General features: G+C 70.1%; 12 protein-coding genes. 2 read left to right on the top strand and 10 right to left on the bottom strand.

Going from position 1 to position 16,552, the window contains the following annotated elements; genetic code table 11:
• Positions 1 to 133 precede the first annotated feature (133 nt).
• The 7 genes from ABD978_RS30865 to ABD978_RS30895 form a co-directional block, all read right to left on the bottom strand.
• A complete protein-coding gene (locus ABD978_RS30865) occupies positions 134 to 3,124 on the bottom strand; it encodes a glycoside hydrolase family 3 C-terminal domain-containing protein (protein WP_345362632.1) in 2,991 nt (996 codons plus the stop codon).
• Between the two features lie 19 nt (positions 3,125 to 3,143).
• On the bottom strand, positions 3,144 to 4,514 hold the full coding sequence (locus tag ABD978_RS30870) for a GH1 family beta-glucosidase (protein ID WP_345362635.1): 1,371 nt from the start codon (positions 4,512 to 4,514) through the stop codon (positions 3,144 to 3,146).
• Entirely contained in the window at positions 4,511 to 6,823 is a 2,313-nt protein-coding gene (gene yicI / locus ABD978_RS30875) for an alpha-xylosidase (RefSeq protein ID WP_345362638.1), read from the bottom strand. The genes ABD978_RS30870 and yicI overlap by 4 nt, the downstream gene beginning before the upstream one ends.
• A gap of 12 nt (positions 6,824 to 6,835) precedes the next feature.
• On the bottom strand, positions 6,836 to 7,723 hold the full coding sequence (locus tag ABD978_RS30880; protein WP_345362641.1) for a carbohydrate ABC transporter permease: 888 nt from the start codon (positions 7,721 to 7,723) through the stop codon (positions 6,836 to 6,838).
• A complete protein-coding gene (locus ABD978_RS30885) occupies positions 7,720 to 8,667 on the bottom strand; it encodes a carbohydrate ABC transporter permease (protein WP_345362644.1) in 948 nt (315 codons plus the stop codon). Before ABD978_RS30885 ends, ABD978_RS30880 begins: the two co-directional genes overlap by 4 nt.
• Positions 8,668 to 8,750: 83 nt before the next feature.
• Positions 8,751 to 10,046, bottom strand: a complete 1,296-nt coding sequence (locus tag ABD978_RS30890) for an extracellular solute-binding protein (protein WP_345362647.1) — start codon at positions 10,044 to 10,046, stop codon at positions 8,751 to 8,753.
• Between the two features lie 73 nt (positions 10,047 to 10,119).
• Complete coding sequence (locus ABD978_RS30895; RefSeq protein WP_345362650.1) at positions 10,120 to 11,109, bottom strand: LacI family DNA-binding transcriptional regulator; 990 nt, start codon at positions 11,107 to 11,109, stop codon at positions 10,120 to 10,122.
• Between the two features lie 237 nt (positions 11,110 to 11,346).
• On the opposite strand from ABD978_RS30895, the gene ABD978_RS30900 reads away from it, so the two are divergent.
• Entirely contained in the window at positions 11,347 to 11,763 is a 417-nt protein-coding gene (locus tag ABD978_RS30900) for a DUF6010 family protein (RefSeq protein WP_345362654.1), read from the top strand.
• Positions 11,764 to 11,808: 45 nt separating this feature from the next.
• On the opposite strand, the gene ABD978_RS30905 is transcribed toward ABD978_RS30900, so the two are convergent.
• Complete coding sequence (locus ABD978_RS30905; RefSeq protein ID WP_345362657.1) at positions 11,809 to 13,548, bottom strand: carbohydrate-binding module family 20 domain-containing protein; 1,740 nt, start codon at positions 13,546 to 13,548, stop codon at positions 11,809 to 11,811.
• Positions 13,549 to 13,740: 192 nt separating this feature from the next.
• Between ABD978_RS30905 and ABD978_RS30910 the strand changes: the two genes are divergently transcribed.
• A complete protein-coding gene (locus tag ABD978_RS30910) occupies positions 13,741 to 14,754 on the top strand; it encodes a LacI family DNA-binding transcriptional regulator (protein ID WP_345362967.1) in 1,014 nt (337 codons plus the stop codon).
• 33 nt (positions 14,755 to 14,787) lie between these two features.
• Here the strand turns inward: ABD978_RS30910 and ABD978_RS30915 are convergent, their stop codons facing one another.
• Positions 14,788 to 15,435 (bottom strand): response regulator transcription factor, encoded by a 648-nt coding sequence (locus ABD978_RS30915; RefSeq protein WP_345362660.1) that lies wholly within the window; start codon positions 15,433 to 15,435, stop codon positions 14,788 to 14,790.
• Positions 15,425 to 16,543 carry a MacS family sensor histidine kinase gene (macS, locus tag ABD978_RS30920; RefSeq protein WP_345362663.1) on the bottom strand — a complete coding sequence of 373 codons (1,119 nt, stop codon included), beginning with the start codon at positions 16,541 to 16,543 and terminating at the stop codon, positions 15,425 to 15,427. Before macS ends, ABD978_RS30915 begins: the two co-directional genes overlap by 11 nt.
• Positions 16,544 to 16,552 lie beyond the last annotated feature (9 nt).

Consider the following 16,552-nt stretch of genomic DNA (forward strand, 5'->3'; position numbering starts at 1 on the left):
GGATCCCCCGATGGATCCGGGGACGTCGGTCCCCGGGCGGTTCGGGGCGCCCCGCCCTCGCGTCCTGGGGCATGGACGGGGCGCCCCTGCTCGTAGGCGGCCGCCGCCCGGTGGAGGGCGGCGGCCGGTCCCGCTACTTCAGCGAGAAGGTGCTGACCCGCAGGTCACCGTGGAACACCAGGTAGACGTCGTGGCGGCCCTTCGCGCCCTGCAGTGCGGCGGTCGTGGTCGCGTACTTGTAGACGTCACCGGTGCTCGAGACCGTCGCCGTGCCCGCGAGCGGGCCGGTCGGCGAGTCGAGGCGGATCTCGATCGAGCCGTCGCCCGCGCTCGCCTTGGCGGCCGAGGCGGTGAAGGTCGCCGCGCCGGAGCCGAGCGACGCGTCGGCGAACTTGACCCAGTTCCCGTCGGTCGCGCCGACCGCGTCACCGCGCACCTTGGTCTCGTCGCCGAGGTGGACGCCCTGGTAGTCGTCGAAGTCCACCGCGCGGGTCGGGGTGGCGAGGTTCCGCGCCGGGATGGTCTCGCCGTGCACCTGCAGCGCGCCGCGCTGCCGGATGTCGGCCGAGGACGCGCCCACGAGCACGTCGTAGGCGCCGGACTCCACGACGTCCTTGTCCCGGGTGACGTCCCAGTGCGCCAGGTCGGACACCTTGAACGTCAGGTGCACGGTCTTGGTCTGACCGGCCGCCAGGTGCACCCGCTGGAACGCGCGGAGCTGCTTGACCGGCTGCTTGTCGCGCGAGGTCCGCTGGTGCGTGTAGAGCTGGACGACCTCGTCACCGGCGCGCTTGCCGGTGTTGGTCACGTGGACGGTCGCGGTGACCTTGCCGCTCGACTGGCTGACGTGCAGCCGGTCGTATTCGAAGGTCGTGTACGACAGGCCGTAGCCGAACGGGTAGAGCGTCCGACCCTGGTAGTAGAGGTACGTGCGGTTCGACTTGATGATGTCGTAGTCGAGGATGTCGGGCAGGTCGCCGTCCGAGCGGTACCAGGTCTGGGTGAGCCGTCCGGCCGGGTCGCTGTCGCCGAACAGCGTGTCGGCGAGGGCGTGCCCGGTCTCCGCGCCGGCGTGCGTCGTCCACAGGATCGCCGGGACGTTCTGCTGCTCCCAGTTGAGCGTGGTCGGGTAGCTGTTCTCCACCACCACGATCGTGTTCGGGTTGGCCGCCCGCACCGCCTTGATCAGGTTCTCCTGGCTCTCGGCGAGGGCCATCGTCGTACGGTCGTGAGCCTCGCGGCCGTTGATGAACGGCATGCTGCCGACCACCACGACCGCCGCGTCCGCGCCCTTGGCGGCCTTGACCGCCTCGTCCGCGCCGCTGCTGATCACGTCCTTGCCGAAGTGGGACGCACCGGACTTGGTGGTGAGCGTGAGCGTGCCGTCGGAGCCGGCCTTGAGGTACTTGTTGTCGCCGTACCAGGACTCGTCGGTCTCGTAGCCGGCGTACCGCAGCAGGTAGCTGCCGTCGCTCTGCTGCTCCAGCGAGAACATCTGCTGCACGAACCAGCCGTTCGGCTGGTCCTGGTCGTTGACGACCGTGTCGCCCCAGTTGTACCGGCCGGCGTACTTGCCGTTGGCGACGCTGCGCAGGGTCAGCTTGCCCTGGCCCCAGTCGAACGCGTCGAACTGGGCGGTGGTGTCGGCGCTGGTGGCGCTCTCCTTCAGCGCCGCCCCGGACGCCCCGGTCCCGGCGGTGATGTACTTGCCGGTCTTGACGTCCTTGAGGGCGATCCGGTCGGCGCCCTCGCTGTCGGACACGGTGCCGCCGCTGCCGAGCTTCTCCTTGAGGCCGTCCAGCGGGGTCACCTTGTACGGCAGGGAGCCGGAGTACCAGTCGGTGTAGAGGGTCTTCTCCAGCGGGCCGACCACCGCGAGCTTCTTGGTCTTCGCGGCATTCAGGGGGAGGGCGTTGCCGGAGTTCTTCAGCAGCACGGCCGCCTGGTCGGCGGTCTGCCGGGCCAGCGCCTGGTTGGCCGCGCTGTTGATGACCGACTTGTCGATCTTGGCGTACGGGCCGCCGTCCGGGTCGAAGTCGCCGAGCCGGACCCGCAGGCTCAGGATGTGCGAGACCGCGGTGTCGAGGTCGGACTGCTTCAGCAGGCCCTGGTCCAGCGCCGACTTCACCGCGGCGGTGGTGGGCCCGCCGTTGGTGTCGTCGACCGTGAAGCTGTCCAGACCGGCCTTGATCAGCGCGGCGTCCGCCTCGGGCTGGGTGGCGTAGTAGTGCTCGCTGCCGGTCAGGTTGTTCGGCGCGCCGGCGTCGGTGACGTTCAGCAGATCACGCTTGGTCCACGAGCGGACGACGTCGTTCAGGTCGGGGCTGACGGTGTTGGGCCGCCCGTTGACCAGGTTGTACGACGCCATCACGCCGGTCGCCGCGTCGGCGGAGATCGCCGGCGAGAACGCCTTCTCGTCGTACTCCTTCTTCACGCGCGGCCGCAGGTCCGACGAGGTGGTGTCGCGGTTCACCTCGTTGTTGTTGGCCAGGTAGTGCTTGAGGACGGGCGCGGCCTTGAGGTGGTCCTTGTCGGGTCCCTCGATGCCGGAGCCGTACGCCGTGGAGATGGCGCCGGTGAGGTACGGGTCCTCGGAGTAGCCCTCCTCGTTGCGGCCCCAGCGCGGGTCGCGCAGCAGGTTGACGACCGGTGCCCAGAGCTGCAGGCCCCACACGTCCGGGTTCTCGGAGTTGAAGCCGCGCGCCTCGGTGCCGACGGCCGATCCGACCTTCTGGATCAGCGCCGGGTTCCAGGTGGAGGCCAGGCCGACGGCCTGCGGGAAGACGGTGCCGTTCGCGGTGACGACGGCGCCGTTGTTGTGGATGTCGGTGGACCAGGCGACGCCGTGCAGCCCCTCGGTGCCGGTCTTGAACGCCTTGATCCCGAGCCGGGGGATGGCCGGCTCGTACTGGTGGAGGAGGGAGATCTTCTCGTCGACGGTCAGCCGCTTGAGCAGGTCGCCCACACGGGTCTTGAGGGGGAGGCGGGGATTCTGGAAGGGGTACGTGGTCTTGGCGTGGGCCGGACCGCTCAGCCCGAGCGTGGCCAGTACGGCCACGCCGAGCGTCGCGGCGACCACGGGAGGTCGGCCGGGGTTGGTTGGTCGGGGAAAACGGGGTTTCATTCTCACTTGCTACGACCTCCTAGTCAGTCGAAGCGCTTCGACGTTTAGCCCCCGAAAACCGTGGTCCCTGTGGGAATCGCGCGACGATGTCCTGGTACCAGTGCGCACTGTCCTTCCAGGTGCGCTTCTGAGTCGCGTAGTCCACGTGGACGATGCCGAACCGCTTCGAGTAGCCGTACGCCCACTCGAAGTTGTCCAGCAGTGACCAGACGAAGTAGCCGCGCACGTCCGCCCCGGCCTCGCGCGCCCGCTCGACCGCCGTGAGGTGGTCGCGCAGGTACTCGATCCGGCGCTGGTCGCGAACCCGGCCGTCCGGGTCGACGCGGTCGTCGAACGCCGCGCCGTTCTCCGTGACGACGAGCGGCAGGCCCGGGTAGTCGCGGTGCAGGCGCAGCAGCAGCTCGGTCAGGCCGGTCGCGTCGATCGGCCAGCCCATCTCCGTGTACGGGCCCGGCTGCGGAAGGAAGTCGATGTCGTCGCAGCCCACCCAGGGCGACGCCGTCCCGTCCCCGTGCCCGTCCGCGGTGGCGCGCGGCGACACGCCGTCCCAGCGCCGGACGAGCGTCGGGGCGTAGTAGTTCACCCCGAGCAGCTCCAGCGGCGCCTTGCAGGTCGCCTCGTCGCCGTCCCGTACGAACGACCAGTCGGTGAGGCCCCGGGTGTCCTCGAGCAGGTCGGCGGGGTAGGCGCCGTCGAGCATGGGCCCGAGGAAGACCCGGTTGGCGACCGCGTCGACCTGGCGGACCGCGTCGGCGTCCTCTCCTCGTACCTGGTGCAGGTTGAGGGTGACCGACACCGGGCCGGGCAGCGCCTGCGCGGCCAGGCCGTGCGCGAGGTTGAGGTGGTGGGCGGCGGTGAGCGCGGCGACCGGGTCGGTCCGGCCGGGAGCGTGCACGCCCGAGCCGTAACCGAGGAACGCCGAGCACCACGGCTCGTTCAGCGTCGTCCACAGGTGCACCCGGTCGCCGAGCGCCGCGCCGATCCGCTCGGCGTACTCGGCGAACCGGTAGGCGGTGTCGCGCGCCGTCCACCCGCCGGCGTCCTCCAGCTCCTGCGGCAGGTCCCAGTGGTAGAGGGTCGCGACCGGCTTGATGTCGTACTCGAGCAGCGCGTCGACGAGCCGGGAGTAGAAGTCGATCCCGCGCTGGTCGGCCACGCGCGGCCAGGCGATGGAGAAGCGGTACACCCCCAGGCCCAGCTCCCGCATGAGCTCGACGTCCTCCGGCCACCGGTGGTAGTGGTCGGCGGCCACGTCGCCGGTGTCGCCGTTCAGCACCAGGCCGGGCGTGTGGCTGTAGGTGTCCCAGATGGACGGCACCCGGCCGTCCTCATTGGCCGCACCCTCGATCTGGTACGCGGCGGTCGCTGCTCCCCACAGAAAATCGGTCATGAGATACCTCGGATCGTGACGGTCTGGCCGGCGGCCTCGACGAGGAGGCCGTGATCGTGCTGGACGATCGTGCCACCCTCCACGTCGCCGGACCGCACGCCGACGAGCAGCACCCGCCAGTTCTCGGCGTTCGCCGCGGTCACCGTGACCACGTCGCCGTCGCGCGCCGTCGTGAACGTCGCCGCCACCTCGCCCGAGACGTCCGGGACCTCGGTGGTGACCCGCGCGCCGTCGGCCAGGGCGTACGCGTGCAGCGTGACGCCGTCGGCGTAGTCGTAGTCGGGGCGGTCCTCGACCGCGCCCATCGGGATCACCGAGCCCGGCCGGGCCAGCAGCGGGACGGACAGGAAGTCGTGCCGCTCGCGCACCCAGCGCCCGCCGGTCACCGGCTCGCCGGTAAGCACGTGCGTCCAGGTGCCCTCGGGCACGTAGTACGCGGTCTCGCCGTCGGCCGAGAAGACCGGCGCGACCAGCAGGTCGCCGCCGAGCATGTACTGCCGGTCGAGGTGGCTGACGGCCGGATCGTCGGGGAACTCCACGACCATCGAGCGCATCATCGGGATGCCCTCGCCGTACGTCTCGCGCGCCGCGCCCAGGATGTACGGCATCAGCCGCGCCTTCAGCCTCGTGAAGAGGCGCAGGACGTCGACGGCCTCCTCGTCGAACAGCCACGGCACCCGGTAGGAGTGGCTGCCGTGCAGCCGGCTGTGCGAGGACAGCAGGCCGAACGCGATCCACCGCTTGAACAGCGCCGGGTCGGGCGTGCCCTCGAAGCCGCCGATGTCATGGCTCCAGTAGCCGAACCCCGACATGCTCAGCGACAGCCCGCCGCGCAGGTCCTCGGCCATCGCCTCGAACGTCGACTCGCAGTCGCCGCCCCAGTGCACCGGGAACGCCTGCGTCCCCGCCGTGGCGGACCGGGCGAACACCACGGCCTCGCCCTCGCCCCGGCGCTTGCGCAGCAGCTCGAAGACGGTCTCGTTGTACAGGTACGTGTAGTAGTTGTGCATCCGCTCCGGGTCGGAGCCGTCGAAGTAGACGACGTCCGTGGGGATGCGCTCGCCGAAGTCGGTCTTGAAGCAGTCCACGCCCATGTCGAGCAGCGCGTCCAGCTTCGCGGCGTACCACTCGCGGGCCTCGGGGTTGGTGAAGTCCACCAGGCCCATGCCGGGCTGCCACTTGTCCCACTGCCAGACGTCGCCGTTCGGCTTCTTGACCAGGAAGCCGCGCGCCTTCCCCTCCTCGAACAGCTTCGAGCGCTGCGCGATGTACGGGTTGATCCACAGGCAGATCTTCAGGCCGCGCGCCTTGAGGCGGCGCAGCATGCCCTCCGGGTCGGGGAACGTGCGGGGGTCCCACTCGAAGTCGCACCAGTGGAACTCGCGCATCCAGAAGCAGTCGAAGTGGAACACCGACAGCGGGAGGTCCCGCTCCGCCATGCCGTCGATGAAGCTCGACACCGTCTCCTCGTCGTAGGAGGTGGTGAACGAGGTGGACAGCCACAGGCCGTACGACCAGGCGGGCACCCGGGTCGGGCGGCCGGTCAGCGCGGTGTACTTGCGCAGGACGTCCTTCGGGGTCGGGCCGTAGATGACGAAGTAGCGCAGCGACTGGCCCTCGACGCTGAACTGCGCGCGGGTGACGACCTCGGAGGCCACCTCGTACGACACGTGCCCGGGGTGGTCGACGAAGACGCCGTAGCCCGCGTCGGTCAGGTAGAACGGGACGTTCTTGTACGCCTGCTCGCTGGCGGTGCCGCCGTCGGCGTTCCAGACGTCGACGGTCTGGCCGTTCTTCACCAGCGGGCCGAACCGCTCGCCGAGGCCGTACACGTGGTGGCCGACGCCGAGGTCGAGCTGCTCGCGGATGTAGTGCTTCCCGTCGCCGGTCTCCACCATGGCGGTGGTCTTGGCGCCGCCGCCGGTGATGACCCGGCCGCCGGCGGAGAAGTCGACGCGCCACGGACCCTGCCGGGCGACCCGTACGGACAGCGCGCCCGAGGTCAGGACGGCGGCCTCGTCGTCCACGGTGACCTCGACGCCGACCTGCTCCTTGTTCAGCCGGAACCGCGGGTCGCGGGGGACCTCGCCGTCGAAGTGGGTGACCGTCACCCCGATGACGTCCGGCATGGGAGAGGTGTAGGTCAGGGTGAGCTGCGGGCCCTTGAGCAGGTCGCCCCGGTGCCGGATGTGCTGGGTCGGCGCGTAGACGCTGAGCGAGTCGGGCGCGGCCTGCACGTCGAGTACTTCGACGGGGTACGAGGCCTGCACGCCGTCCTGCAGCATCCAGTAGCCGTTGGTGAATCTCAAAGGTGGTCCTTCTTACTTGACGGCACCGACGGTGATGCCGCGGCTGAGAGTGCGCTGGAAGATCAGGAAGAAGACGACCGCCGGGATGATGCCGAGCAGGGCCGACGCGCTCGTCATGGTGGCGTCCATCATCTTCTGGCCCTGGAGCACGCCGAGCGCGACCGGCACCGTCTGGTTCTCGTTCGAGATCAGGAAGATCATCGGGAGGAAGAACTCGTTCCACGTCCAGATGAAGAAGAAGACGAACAGCACGCCGAGGGTCGGCCGGCTGATCGGGACGACGACGCGCCACAGGATGCGGAACCGGCCCGCGCCGTCCATCCGCGCCGCCTCGAGGATCTCGCGCGGGAACGTCGACAGCACCGACGACAGCAGGTAGGTGCCGAACGCCGTCTGGATCGCGGTGAGGATGATGATCACGCTGAGCCGCGTGTCGTACAGGCCGACCTTCTTCGACAGGAAGTACAGCGGGTAGACCAGCACCTCCTGCGGCATCGTGTTGGCCAGCAGGAACAGCACGAGGATCCACACCCGGCCCTTGATCCGGCCGATGCCGAGCGCGTAGGAGTTCAGCACCGCGAGGATCACCGCGAGGATCGCGACCGAGCCGCTGATGATCAGGCTGTTGACGAGCTTGGTGCCGAAGTCGACGCGCTCCCAGAAGTCCTTGATGCCCTGCAGGTAGAAGCCCTTGGGCATGGCGAGCGGGCCGTTGCTGGAGTACTCCGCCGGGGTCTTGAACGCGTTGAACGTGATGATGACGAACGGCAGCAGCATCACCACCGCGAGCACCGCGAGCGACGCGAGCACCGCCCAGGCTCCCGGAGTCCGCCGGTGCGCTCCGGACGCGGGGCGACCGTGGCGCGCCGGAGTGCCGCGCCTGGCGCTGATGGCTGTCATCGGTCGGCCCCCTCGGCCTTGTTCTGGCGGCTGATCAGCACTGCCATGACCACGATGATGATGAGCGTCAGCACGGTCGCGATCGCGGCGCCGTAGCCGACCTGGGTCTTCTCGAAGAAGTTCTGGTACGAGTAGTAGGCGGGGACGTTCGTCGCGCCGCCGGGGCCGCCCTTCGTCAGGATGTAGATCTTGTCGAAGCTCTTGATCGCGGCGACCGTGCAGGTCAGCAGCACCACGTAGATCTCCGGGCGGATCTGCGGGATCGTGATGTGCCAGAACCTCCGCCACCACGACGCGCCGTCGATCTCCGCCGCCTCGTACAGGGAGGGGTCGACCCGCTGCAGGCCCGCCATGAACACGACGAGCGGGAAGCCGACCTGCACCCAGACCATCACCCCCATCACGGTGTAGAGCGCGAGCTTCGGGTCGCCCAGCCAGTCCTCCTGGAGCGACTTCAGCCCGATCGCCTTGAGGACCGCGTTGAGGGCGCCGTTGTCGGGTGCGAGGATCCAGGCCCACACGATCCCGGCCACCGCGAACGGCAGCACCTGCGGCAGGTAGATGCAGGCACGCAGGATCGCGGCCGTGCGCGGGCCGAACCGCTTGGCGATGAAGTCGAACAGCGCGGCCGCCAGCACCAGGCCGATGACCAACGGGATGATCGCCATGGCGATGACGAGCGCGACGTTGTGCCCGAAGGAGGCCCAGAAGGAGCCGTCGGACAGCAGCTTGCTGTAGTTGTCCAGCCCGACCCACTCCGGCGAGCCGATGCCGTCCCACTTCGTCAGGCTGAAGCCGATGTTCATCACGAACGGCACCAGGATGACGGCGACGAACAGCACCGTGCTGGGGATCAGGTAGACGGAGTAGGACAGGCCGCGGCGCGGCCGGCCGGCGGGCTTGGACACCGCCTTCGCGGGCGGCGCGCTCAGGGTTTGAGTCATCGTGTGTCTCCGGTGCGAGGGGCGGGCGGCCGGGCCGGCCCTGGGGCGGCCGGGCCGCCCGCTCCCCGCGGTCGGCGGTGTCGCTAGTGGCCGATGTTCGAGAGGTTCTCGTTGTACGGCTTGGCGAAGCCGTCCAGGACCGAGCTCGGCGAGGCGGAGCCGGTGATCAGCTTCTGCGTCCCGGCCACGAGCACGTCGTAGTAGGCCGGCGCCGGCCAGTCCGGGTAGAAGCCCAGCGCGTCGTTGTTCGCCAGGGTCTGGTAGTTCTCGATGAGCTTCTTGTTCTTCGGGTCCTTCACACCGGAGGGGTCGCCCGCGACCGGCACGCCGCCGTTGTCGGCCAGGAGGTTCTGGATCTCCTTCTGCATCGTGATGTTGATGAAGTCATAGGCGAGATCCTTGTTCTTGGACCCCTTCGGGACGACCCACAGGTTGCCGCTCGACCCGAGCGTCAGCTTGGTGTCCGGCCAGAGGAACGTGTCCCACTGGAAGTTCTTGATCTCCTTCTCGAAGCGGCCGTACCACCAGCTGCCGGAGAAGAACATCGGGAACTTGCCGCTCATGAAGGACGTGCCGGCGTCCTCGGCCTTGACGCCGGAGGAGTTCTTGGCGATGTAGCCCTTCTTCACCCAGTCGGAGAAGGTGTTCGCGGCGTACGTCCACGCCTGGTCATGGAAGTCGACCTTCCCGGTGTAGCGCTCGAACCGGTCGACCCACGGCCGGTCCGCCTTGCTCAGCGCGAGCTGGTAGAGGTACTGCTGCGCCGGGTACTCCGCGCCCGCGTTGGACAGCGGAGTGACGCCCTTGGCGACGAACGTGTCCATCGCCTTGGTGAACTCGGCGAAGTTCGTGGGCACCTTGATGCCGTACTTGTCGAACATCGCCTTGTTGTAATAAACCTGCAGGTACTCGGCGTAGTTCGGGACGCCGTACCACTTGTCGCCGCCCATGACGCCCTTGGCGTCGTACTTCGCGGTCTCGGCGACGCTCGGCGGGAGCAGTTTGTCCCAGCCGCGCTTGGTGACCTCGGCGGTCATGTCGGTGAGCAGGCCCTGCTTGGACAGCAGACCGGCGGTCGCGTTGCCCTTGTTGTACTCCAGGATGTCCGGGGCGTCCTTGGAGTTCAGCACCATCGGCGCGGTCTTCTGGATCTGTTCGAAGCCCTTCTCCTCGAACTTCACCTTGACGCCCGGGTGGGCGGCCTCGAACTCCTTGATCGCCTGGTTCCACGCGATCCCCATGGCGCTGTCCTGGGTCTCGTAGTGCCACAGTTTCAGCTCTTTCGACGAAGAGCCGCCGCCACCGCCACCGCCGCCGCACGCGGACAGGGCCAGCGCTCCCACGGCCAGGGCCGCGAGCGCCTTTGTCGCCTTGAACATCGGGGATCCTCCAGGGGGTGAAAAATTGTCGAAGCGCTTCGACGAGTGCCGAAAAAAGGAGTCGTGGAATTCGTCAGGCCGCCGGTGTGCTGGACCGGACGACGAGGCGGGAGGGGAGCAGGGTGGCGCCGGGCGGCTGGTGGCCGTCCAGCTTCTCCATGAGCAGGGCGACCGACCGGCGGCCGAGTTCCTCGGCGGGGATGGAGATCGAGGTGAGGTCGAGCCGCTCCGCGAGGTCGTCGGGAGCGATGGCGATGAACGAGAGGTCGTCGGGGACGCGGCGCCCGGTCGCGCGGAACGCCGCGAGCAGCGGTTCGACCGCGGGCTCGTTGTGGACCGCGACGCCGGTCAGGCCCGGGTGGTCCCGCAGCAGGTCGTCGGCGGCCTCCCGGGCGTGGTCCGGGTCGCAGGGCCGGACGACCGCGTGGACGCCGCGTTCGGCGGCGGCCCGCTGGAAGCCGGCCTTCGTGCGCTCGGCGAAGCCGGTGCCGCGTTCGTACACCGCGGGCGGCGCGCCGATCAGCGCGATCTCGCGGTGCCCGAGGTCGGCCAGATACTCGGCGCACGCCGCGCCGGCCGCCTCGAAGTCCCAGTCGATGCAGGTCAGCCCGGTCGGGTCCGCCGGGAACCCGATCAGCACCGACGGCCGGTCCAGCGAGCGCAGCACCGGCAGCCGTACGTCGTGCAGTTCGACGTCCATCACGAGGATCGCGTCGACGAGGGCGGAGCCGGCCACCCGCTCGAGGCCGTCGACGCCCTCGTCCTGGGTCAGCAGCAGGACGTCGTGATCGTACGCGCGGGCGCTGGTCACGGCCCCGATGACCATCTGCATCACGATCGGCACGTGGATGCCGGAGCGGAGCGGGACGACGAGCGCGATGACGTTGGAACGGTTGCTGGCCAGCGCGCGGGCCCCCGCGTGCGGGCGGTAACCCAGGGCCCGGATACTGTCCATGACCCGGCGGCGCGTCTGGTCCGAGATGGACCGCTTGCCGCTCAGCACGTAGGACACCGTGCTGGGGGAGACGCCGGCGTGGCTGGCCACGTCAGAGATCTTTACCAAGGTCCGCTCCTGTCGAAGCGCTTCGATTGCCGGAATGTTAAGCCTGTCGCTTAGGTGGCGCAATGGGGCGTTACGAGAACGCAACCGGAATTTGGGAGCGCTCCCACGCTCCACATCGTCGTCGATCCGATCGAAGTGGCCGGTCAGCGGCCTGTTCGGCGCCGGTTGGCGAGTTCCCGTTGGAACCTGTCACTCACGCCACTGGGAGCCGCCGCGCCGTCCGCGTACCCATGGAGCATGGAGTTTCTGCCCTACATCGCGCCGATCGGCGTCGGCCTCGCGTACGCGCTGCTGATGTCCCTCATCCGTGAACCGCACCGGCGGCGCGTCAACGCCCTCATGATCGCCGGTGCCGGCGCCGCCTACCTCAGCGGCGGCGGCATGGGCGGCTGGGAGTTCGCCTTCACCGGGCTGGTCACCTACGTCGCCTTCCGCGGCCTGGACTCGTGGCGGTGGATCGGCGTCGGCTGGCTGCTGCACACCGTCTGGGACGTCGTCCACCATCTCAAGGGCCATCCCATCATCCCCTTCGCCCACAGTTCGTCCATGGGATGCGCCATCTGCGACCCCGTCATCGCCCTGTGGTGCTTCGGCGGTGGCCGGACACCGCGCGAGCTGCTCCGCCGTACGAGGCTGCGGGAGCGGACGGCCTGACGCGCGGACGCCCGGGACGCGACGCGTCCCGGGCGCCTGGGCGGGTCAGCGCCAGCTGTCGTTGATCGTGGCGGTGCCGCCGGACCCGGTGGTGTACGACCGGTTGGGATCGGACTCCCAGGTGACCGAGCCGTCCGGATTCTTCTTGAGGTACTTGTACTGGAAGGTGGTGTTCGCCGGCAGGGACACGGCGGCGGACCAGGTCGGGTAGCCCGCGGACGACAGCGCGACGGCGCTGCCCGGCGCCCAGTTCCCCAGCGCGGGGATCGAGCCGACGACGAAGACGTTCTGCCCGTAGTAGGTCGTCGCGTACTCGTTGAACGTCACCTGGACGACGCCGGTGCCGCCACCGCCGGTTCCGGTGGCCGCGACGTCGATCGCCACGGCGCCGCCCGGGCTCACCGAGAACGTCGCGTTGCCGGAGCCGTCGACCGTGACGGCCGTGCCCGTGCACTTCCCGGCGGACACGCCGCCGCCGATGACGTCGCAGTACGTCCCGGCGGGCAGGCCGGTGGCGAACGTACGGCTCAGCGTGCCGCCGGAGTTGTTGATCGCGACGTAGCCCTTCGCGCCGCGGCCGAAGGCGATCTGGTTCGAACCGTCGGACCACCAGTTCGCGACGGACGTGCCCCTCACGGCGTTGTGCCAGCCGACCATGCCGCCCAACGTGCGGTCGAGGCAGCCCTGCCAGCCGCTCGCGCAGTTGGTGTTCGTCACGTACCCGTTGCCGTCCGCGGGCGGGGAGTCGTCGGTGCCGCTGAAGTCGAAGCCGGAGTAGACCTGCGGGGTGCCGAAGTTCCAGGCCAGCGAGAAGATCGTGGCCAGCCGGTACTTGGTGCCGTCCTTGTAGGACAGCGTGCTGCCGTTCCGCTCGGTGTCGTGGTTGGCGACGAAGACGACCGACTTGTCGCTCGGCTCCATGCCCCACGACTGCCCGAAGCTCTGCAGGTTGGCGATGCTGCCGTTGAACTGCTCCTTGAGCTTCTGCCCGTAGATGAACTCCAGCAGGTCGCCGGTGCCCTCGAAGGCGCTGGGCGCGAGGCTGCCGCTGCTGCCGGGCATGACCTCCTGGTAGATGTACGCGGACCTGGTCAGTTTCGCCTCGATGGCCGCCAGGTCGGTCGCGCCGATGTGCTTGGCCGCGTCGACCCGGAACCCGTCCACGCCGAGGGACAACAGGTCATTGAGGTAGCCGGCGATCTTGCCGCGCACGTAGTCGGACTCGGTGCGCAGGTCCGACAGGCTGCTCAGCTCGCACTTGGTGACCTCGGTGAAGTCGTTCCAGTTGTGGATCTGGTCGTCGGACTCCGGGCAGTCGGACGGGTAGTTGTGGAAGTCGGCCGAGGAGTAGATGCCCGGGTAGGCGTACTTGGTGAAGCTCTTGCCGCCGTAGCTCGTGCTGCCCTGGCCGGTCATGTGGTTGATGACCGCGTCGGCGTACACCTTGACGCCCGCGGCGTGGCAGGCCGACACCATGGCGGCGAACTGCGACCGGGTGCCCATGCGGCTGTTCACGTCGTAGTCGGCGGGCTGGTAGACCTCCCACCACGGGTGGCCGCTGCGGGTGAGGGAGTCCTCGGGCGGGGCGACCTGGACGGCGCCGTACCCCTGCGGGCCGAGCACGTTCGTGCACTCGGAGGCGACGGAGTTCCAGTTCCACTCGAAGAGGTTGGCGATGACGTCGTGGTCGCCGGTGGGCGACGCCCCGGCGGGCGCGGCGCCGGCCAGGGGCGTGATCGTGGCCGCCAGCGCGACGGCCAGCGCGGGCAGCAGGCGTTTCAGCATGCGGGGCCTCCTGGGTGAGGAGAGTGGGCGGGGTCCCCCGAGGGTCTGGCGGCCGCTGTGTTTCCGCTGTGTTGCCGCGACGGTAACCCGTACGCCGGTTGCTGGCAAGACTTTGCTGCAAGCTTGCGAAAGAATACGGCAACGAGTCCGGCCCGATCCGTTCCGTCCGGCGGTACATTCGTGCATGTGAGCATGCGCCTGGCGGACATCGCCGCCCAAGCCGGAGTGAGCGAGGCGACCGTGAGCCGGGTGCTCAACGGCAGGCAGGGCGTCGCGCCGGCCACGCGGCAGGCGGTCATCGACGCGCTCGACGTCCTCGGGTACGAACGCCCCGTCCGCCTCCGGCCGCCGCGCAGCGGGCTGATCGGCCTGATCGTCGCCGAGCTGGACAACCCCATCTTCCCCGCGTTCGCGCAGGTCATCGAGAACACCCTGGCCGTGCACGGCTACACCGCGGTGCTGGGCGCGCTGGCGCCCGGCGGCATCAACGAGGACGACTACACCGGCCTCCTGCTCGAACGCGGGGTCTCCGGGATCGTCTTCGTCTCCGGGCTGCACGCCGACTCGCAGGCCGACCACGGCCGCTACAAGCGCCTCACGGACCGCGGGCTGCCGATCGTGCTGATCAACGGCTACGCCGAGGGGGTCGACGCGACGTTCGTCTCCAGCGACGAGGTCGGCGCGATGGAACTGGCCGTGGCCCACCTGGCGCACCTGGGACACCGGCGCATCGGGCTGGCCGTCGGCCAGGAGCGGTTCGTGCCGGTCATCCGCAAGACCGAGGGCTACCGGAGGGGGATGGCCGAGCACCTCGGAGTCGCCGAGGTGGACGACCGGATCGTCAATACCATCTTCACCGTCGAGGGCGGCGAGGCCGCGGCGAAGCGGCTGCTCGACCAGGGGTGCACGGCGATCTGCTGCGGCAGCGACATGATGGCGATCGGCGCGATCCGGGCGGTCCGGCAGCGCGGCCTGCGGGTGCCGGAGGACGTCTCCGTCATCGGCTTCGACGACTCCCCGCTGATGGCCTACGTCGACCCGCCGCTGACCACGGTCCGCCAGCCGGTCCGCGAGATGGCCCTGGTCGCGGTGCGCAGCCTCCTCGACGAGATCCAGGGCGTCGGCGCGCCGCACACCGAGCTGGTCTTCCGGCCCGAGCTGGTCGTCCGCGGCTCCACCGGACCGCTCGGCGCGGCCGACCGGTGATTGCGGCAACTTTCCGCAAGAAACCGCGCCGGGTCAGTCCAGACCCTGTTCGAGCGCGTAGCGTACGAGCTGGGCCTTGTTGTGCAGTTGCAGCTTGGTCAGGGAGTTCTGCACGTGGTTCTGCACCGTGCGGTGCGACAGCACGAGCCGTTCGGCGATCTCGCGGTAGGTCAGGCCCTTGGCGACGAGTCGCAGCACCTCGGTCTCCCGGTTCGTCAGCCGGGGCGTCTCCTTCTCCGGCGCGGCGACCAGCCTGCGGTACTCCCCGAGGACGAGGCCGGCCAGTCCGGGGGTGAACACCGCCTGGCCGACCGCCGCCGCGCGCACCGCCGCGACGACCTCGTCGAGGGACGCCGACTTGGTCAGGTAGCCGGTGGCGCCCGCCGTGACCGCGTCGAGGACGTCCTGGCGCTCCCCGCTCGCCGACAGGACCAGTACGCGGACGGACGGGTCCGCCGCCAGCAGCCGCCGGGTCACCTCCGCGCCCCCGAGGTCCGGCAGGTGCAGGTCGAGCAGGACGACGTGCGGCCGGGTGGCCTTGGCGACCCGCAGCGCCTGCGCGCCGTCGCCGGCCGTGCCCACGACCGGGAGGCCGGCCGCCGTCAGCCGTTCCGCGATGCCGTCGCGCCAGATCGGATGGTCGTCGACCACGAGCAGGCGGGGCGGACCGTCAGCGTCCATGGCGTGCGACCTCGTTCCTCGGTACCCGTAGCTCGACCTCGGTTCCCCGGCCGGGCACCGACGTCACGGCCGCCTCCCCGCCGAGTTCACCGACGCGGCCGACGATCGACTGCGCGACGCCGAGCCGCCCGGCCTCGGCCGCCTGTGTCAGGCGGCCGGCCGCGAATCCCACCCCGTCGTCCCGGACGCTCACCGCGACGGCCTCGCCCTCGTCGTCGAGCAGCACCCAGGCCCGCGCGTCCGGCCCCGCGTGGCGGCGGACGTTGTCGAGCGCCTCGCCGGTCGCGGCGGCCAGGGCCCGGGCCGCCGCCTCGGGCAGCAGCACCTCCTGCGCGGGGCAGGAGACGGTGACCCGGTGACCGGCCAGGGGTTCCAGCAGTGTCCGTACGTCGAACCGGCCGTCCGGGGCCGGTGTCGGCGGAAGGGCGATCAGCGACCGGAGCGCCGTCTCCTGCTCGCCGGCGAGCCGGCCCAGCTCGGCGGCCTCGCCCCCGAGCTCCCGGCCGCGCGTGCTGACCAGCGCCAGGACCTGCAGCACCGAGTCGTGGATGTCCCGCGCGATGCGCTGCCGCTCGGCCGTGGCCGCCTCCCGCCGGGCAGCGCGGTCGAGGGCGGCCTCCGCGCGCAGCACGAGCCGTACGACGTGACCGCCGACGGTGCCGGCGATGACCAGCAGCACGATGCCGTTGAAGGTGTTGCGCGGCAGCGCCTGGCGCTCGAGCACGTCGGCGGCCGACAGGACGGCCGCCCCGGCGACCCCCGCCCACGGTCCGCCGGCGACGGCGCAGGCCAGCACGGAGCCCGCGGCCCAGCACAGGGGCAGCGTCCCGGCGCCGTGGTCGATGCGGGCGGCCGTGTCGACCAGCCGGGTGGCGAGGACCAGGGCCGCCGCGACCGCGACGTCGGCGCCGACGAGCCAGGGCCGGCGTGCCGACGCCCGGGAGTACGCCGCCGTGGCCAGCACGGACCACGCCGCCATCACGGCGAGCACGGCCAGGCCGCCGGTGGGATGCGCGTACCGCGGGTGGTCGCGCACGATGATGACCGCGGCATAGAGGAGGGCGATGAACCGGTAGACCCCGACCGCCCGCCACATCTGCTCGACCACGACTGCGAC

This window comes from Actinoallomurus liliacearum, assembly GCF_039542035.1.
In the GTDB taxonomy this organism is placed as follows: domain Bacteria; phylum Actinomycetota; class Actinomycetes; order Streptosporangiales; family Streptosporangiaceae; genus Actinoallomurus; species Actinoallomurus liliacearum.

Bases quoted from the DNA above. Each gene is read 5' to 3' on its own strand.
- ABD978_RS30915 (WP_345362660.1), bottom strand. From the start codon at position 15,435: ATGGACGCTGACGGTCCGCCCCGCCTGCTCGTGGTCGACGACCATCCG.
- ABD978_RS30870 (WP_345362635.1), bottom strand. From the start codon at position 4,514: ATGACCGATTTTCTGTGGGGAGCAGCGACCGCCGCGTACCAGATCGAG.
- ABD978_RS30880 (WP_345362641.1), bottom strand. From the start codon at position 7,723: ATGACAGCCATCAGCGCCAGGCGCGGCACTCCGGCGCGCCACGGTCGC.
- ABD978_RS30910 (WP_345362967.1), top strand. From the start codon at position 13,741: ATGCGCCTGGCGGACATCGCCGCCCAAGCCGGAGTGAGCGAGGCGACC.
- ABD978_RS30865 (WP_345362632.1), bottom strand. From the start codon at position 3,124: ATGAAACCCCGTTTTCCCCGACCAACCAACCCCGGCCGACCTCCCGTG.
- ABD978_RS30890 (WP_345362647.1), bottom strand. From the start codon at position 10,046: ATGTTCAAGGCGACAAAGGCGCTCGCGGCCCTGGCCGTGGGAGCGCTG.
- ABD978_RS30900 (WP_345362654.1), top strand. From the start codon at position 11,347: ATGGAGTTTCTGCCCTACATCGCGCCGATCGGCGTCGGCCTCGCGTAC.
- ABD978_RS30885 (WP_345362644.1), bottom strand. From the start codon at position 8,667: ATGACTCAAACCCTGAGCGCGCCGCCCGCGAAGGCGGTGTCCAAGCCC.
- ABD978_RS30905 (WP_345362657.1), bottom strand. From the start codon at position 13,548: ATGCTGAAACGCCTGCTGCCCGCGCTGGCCGTCGCGCTGGCGGCCACG.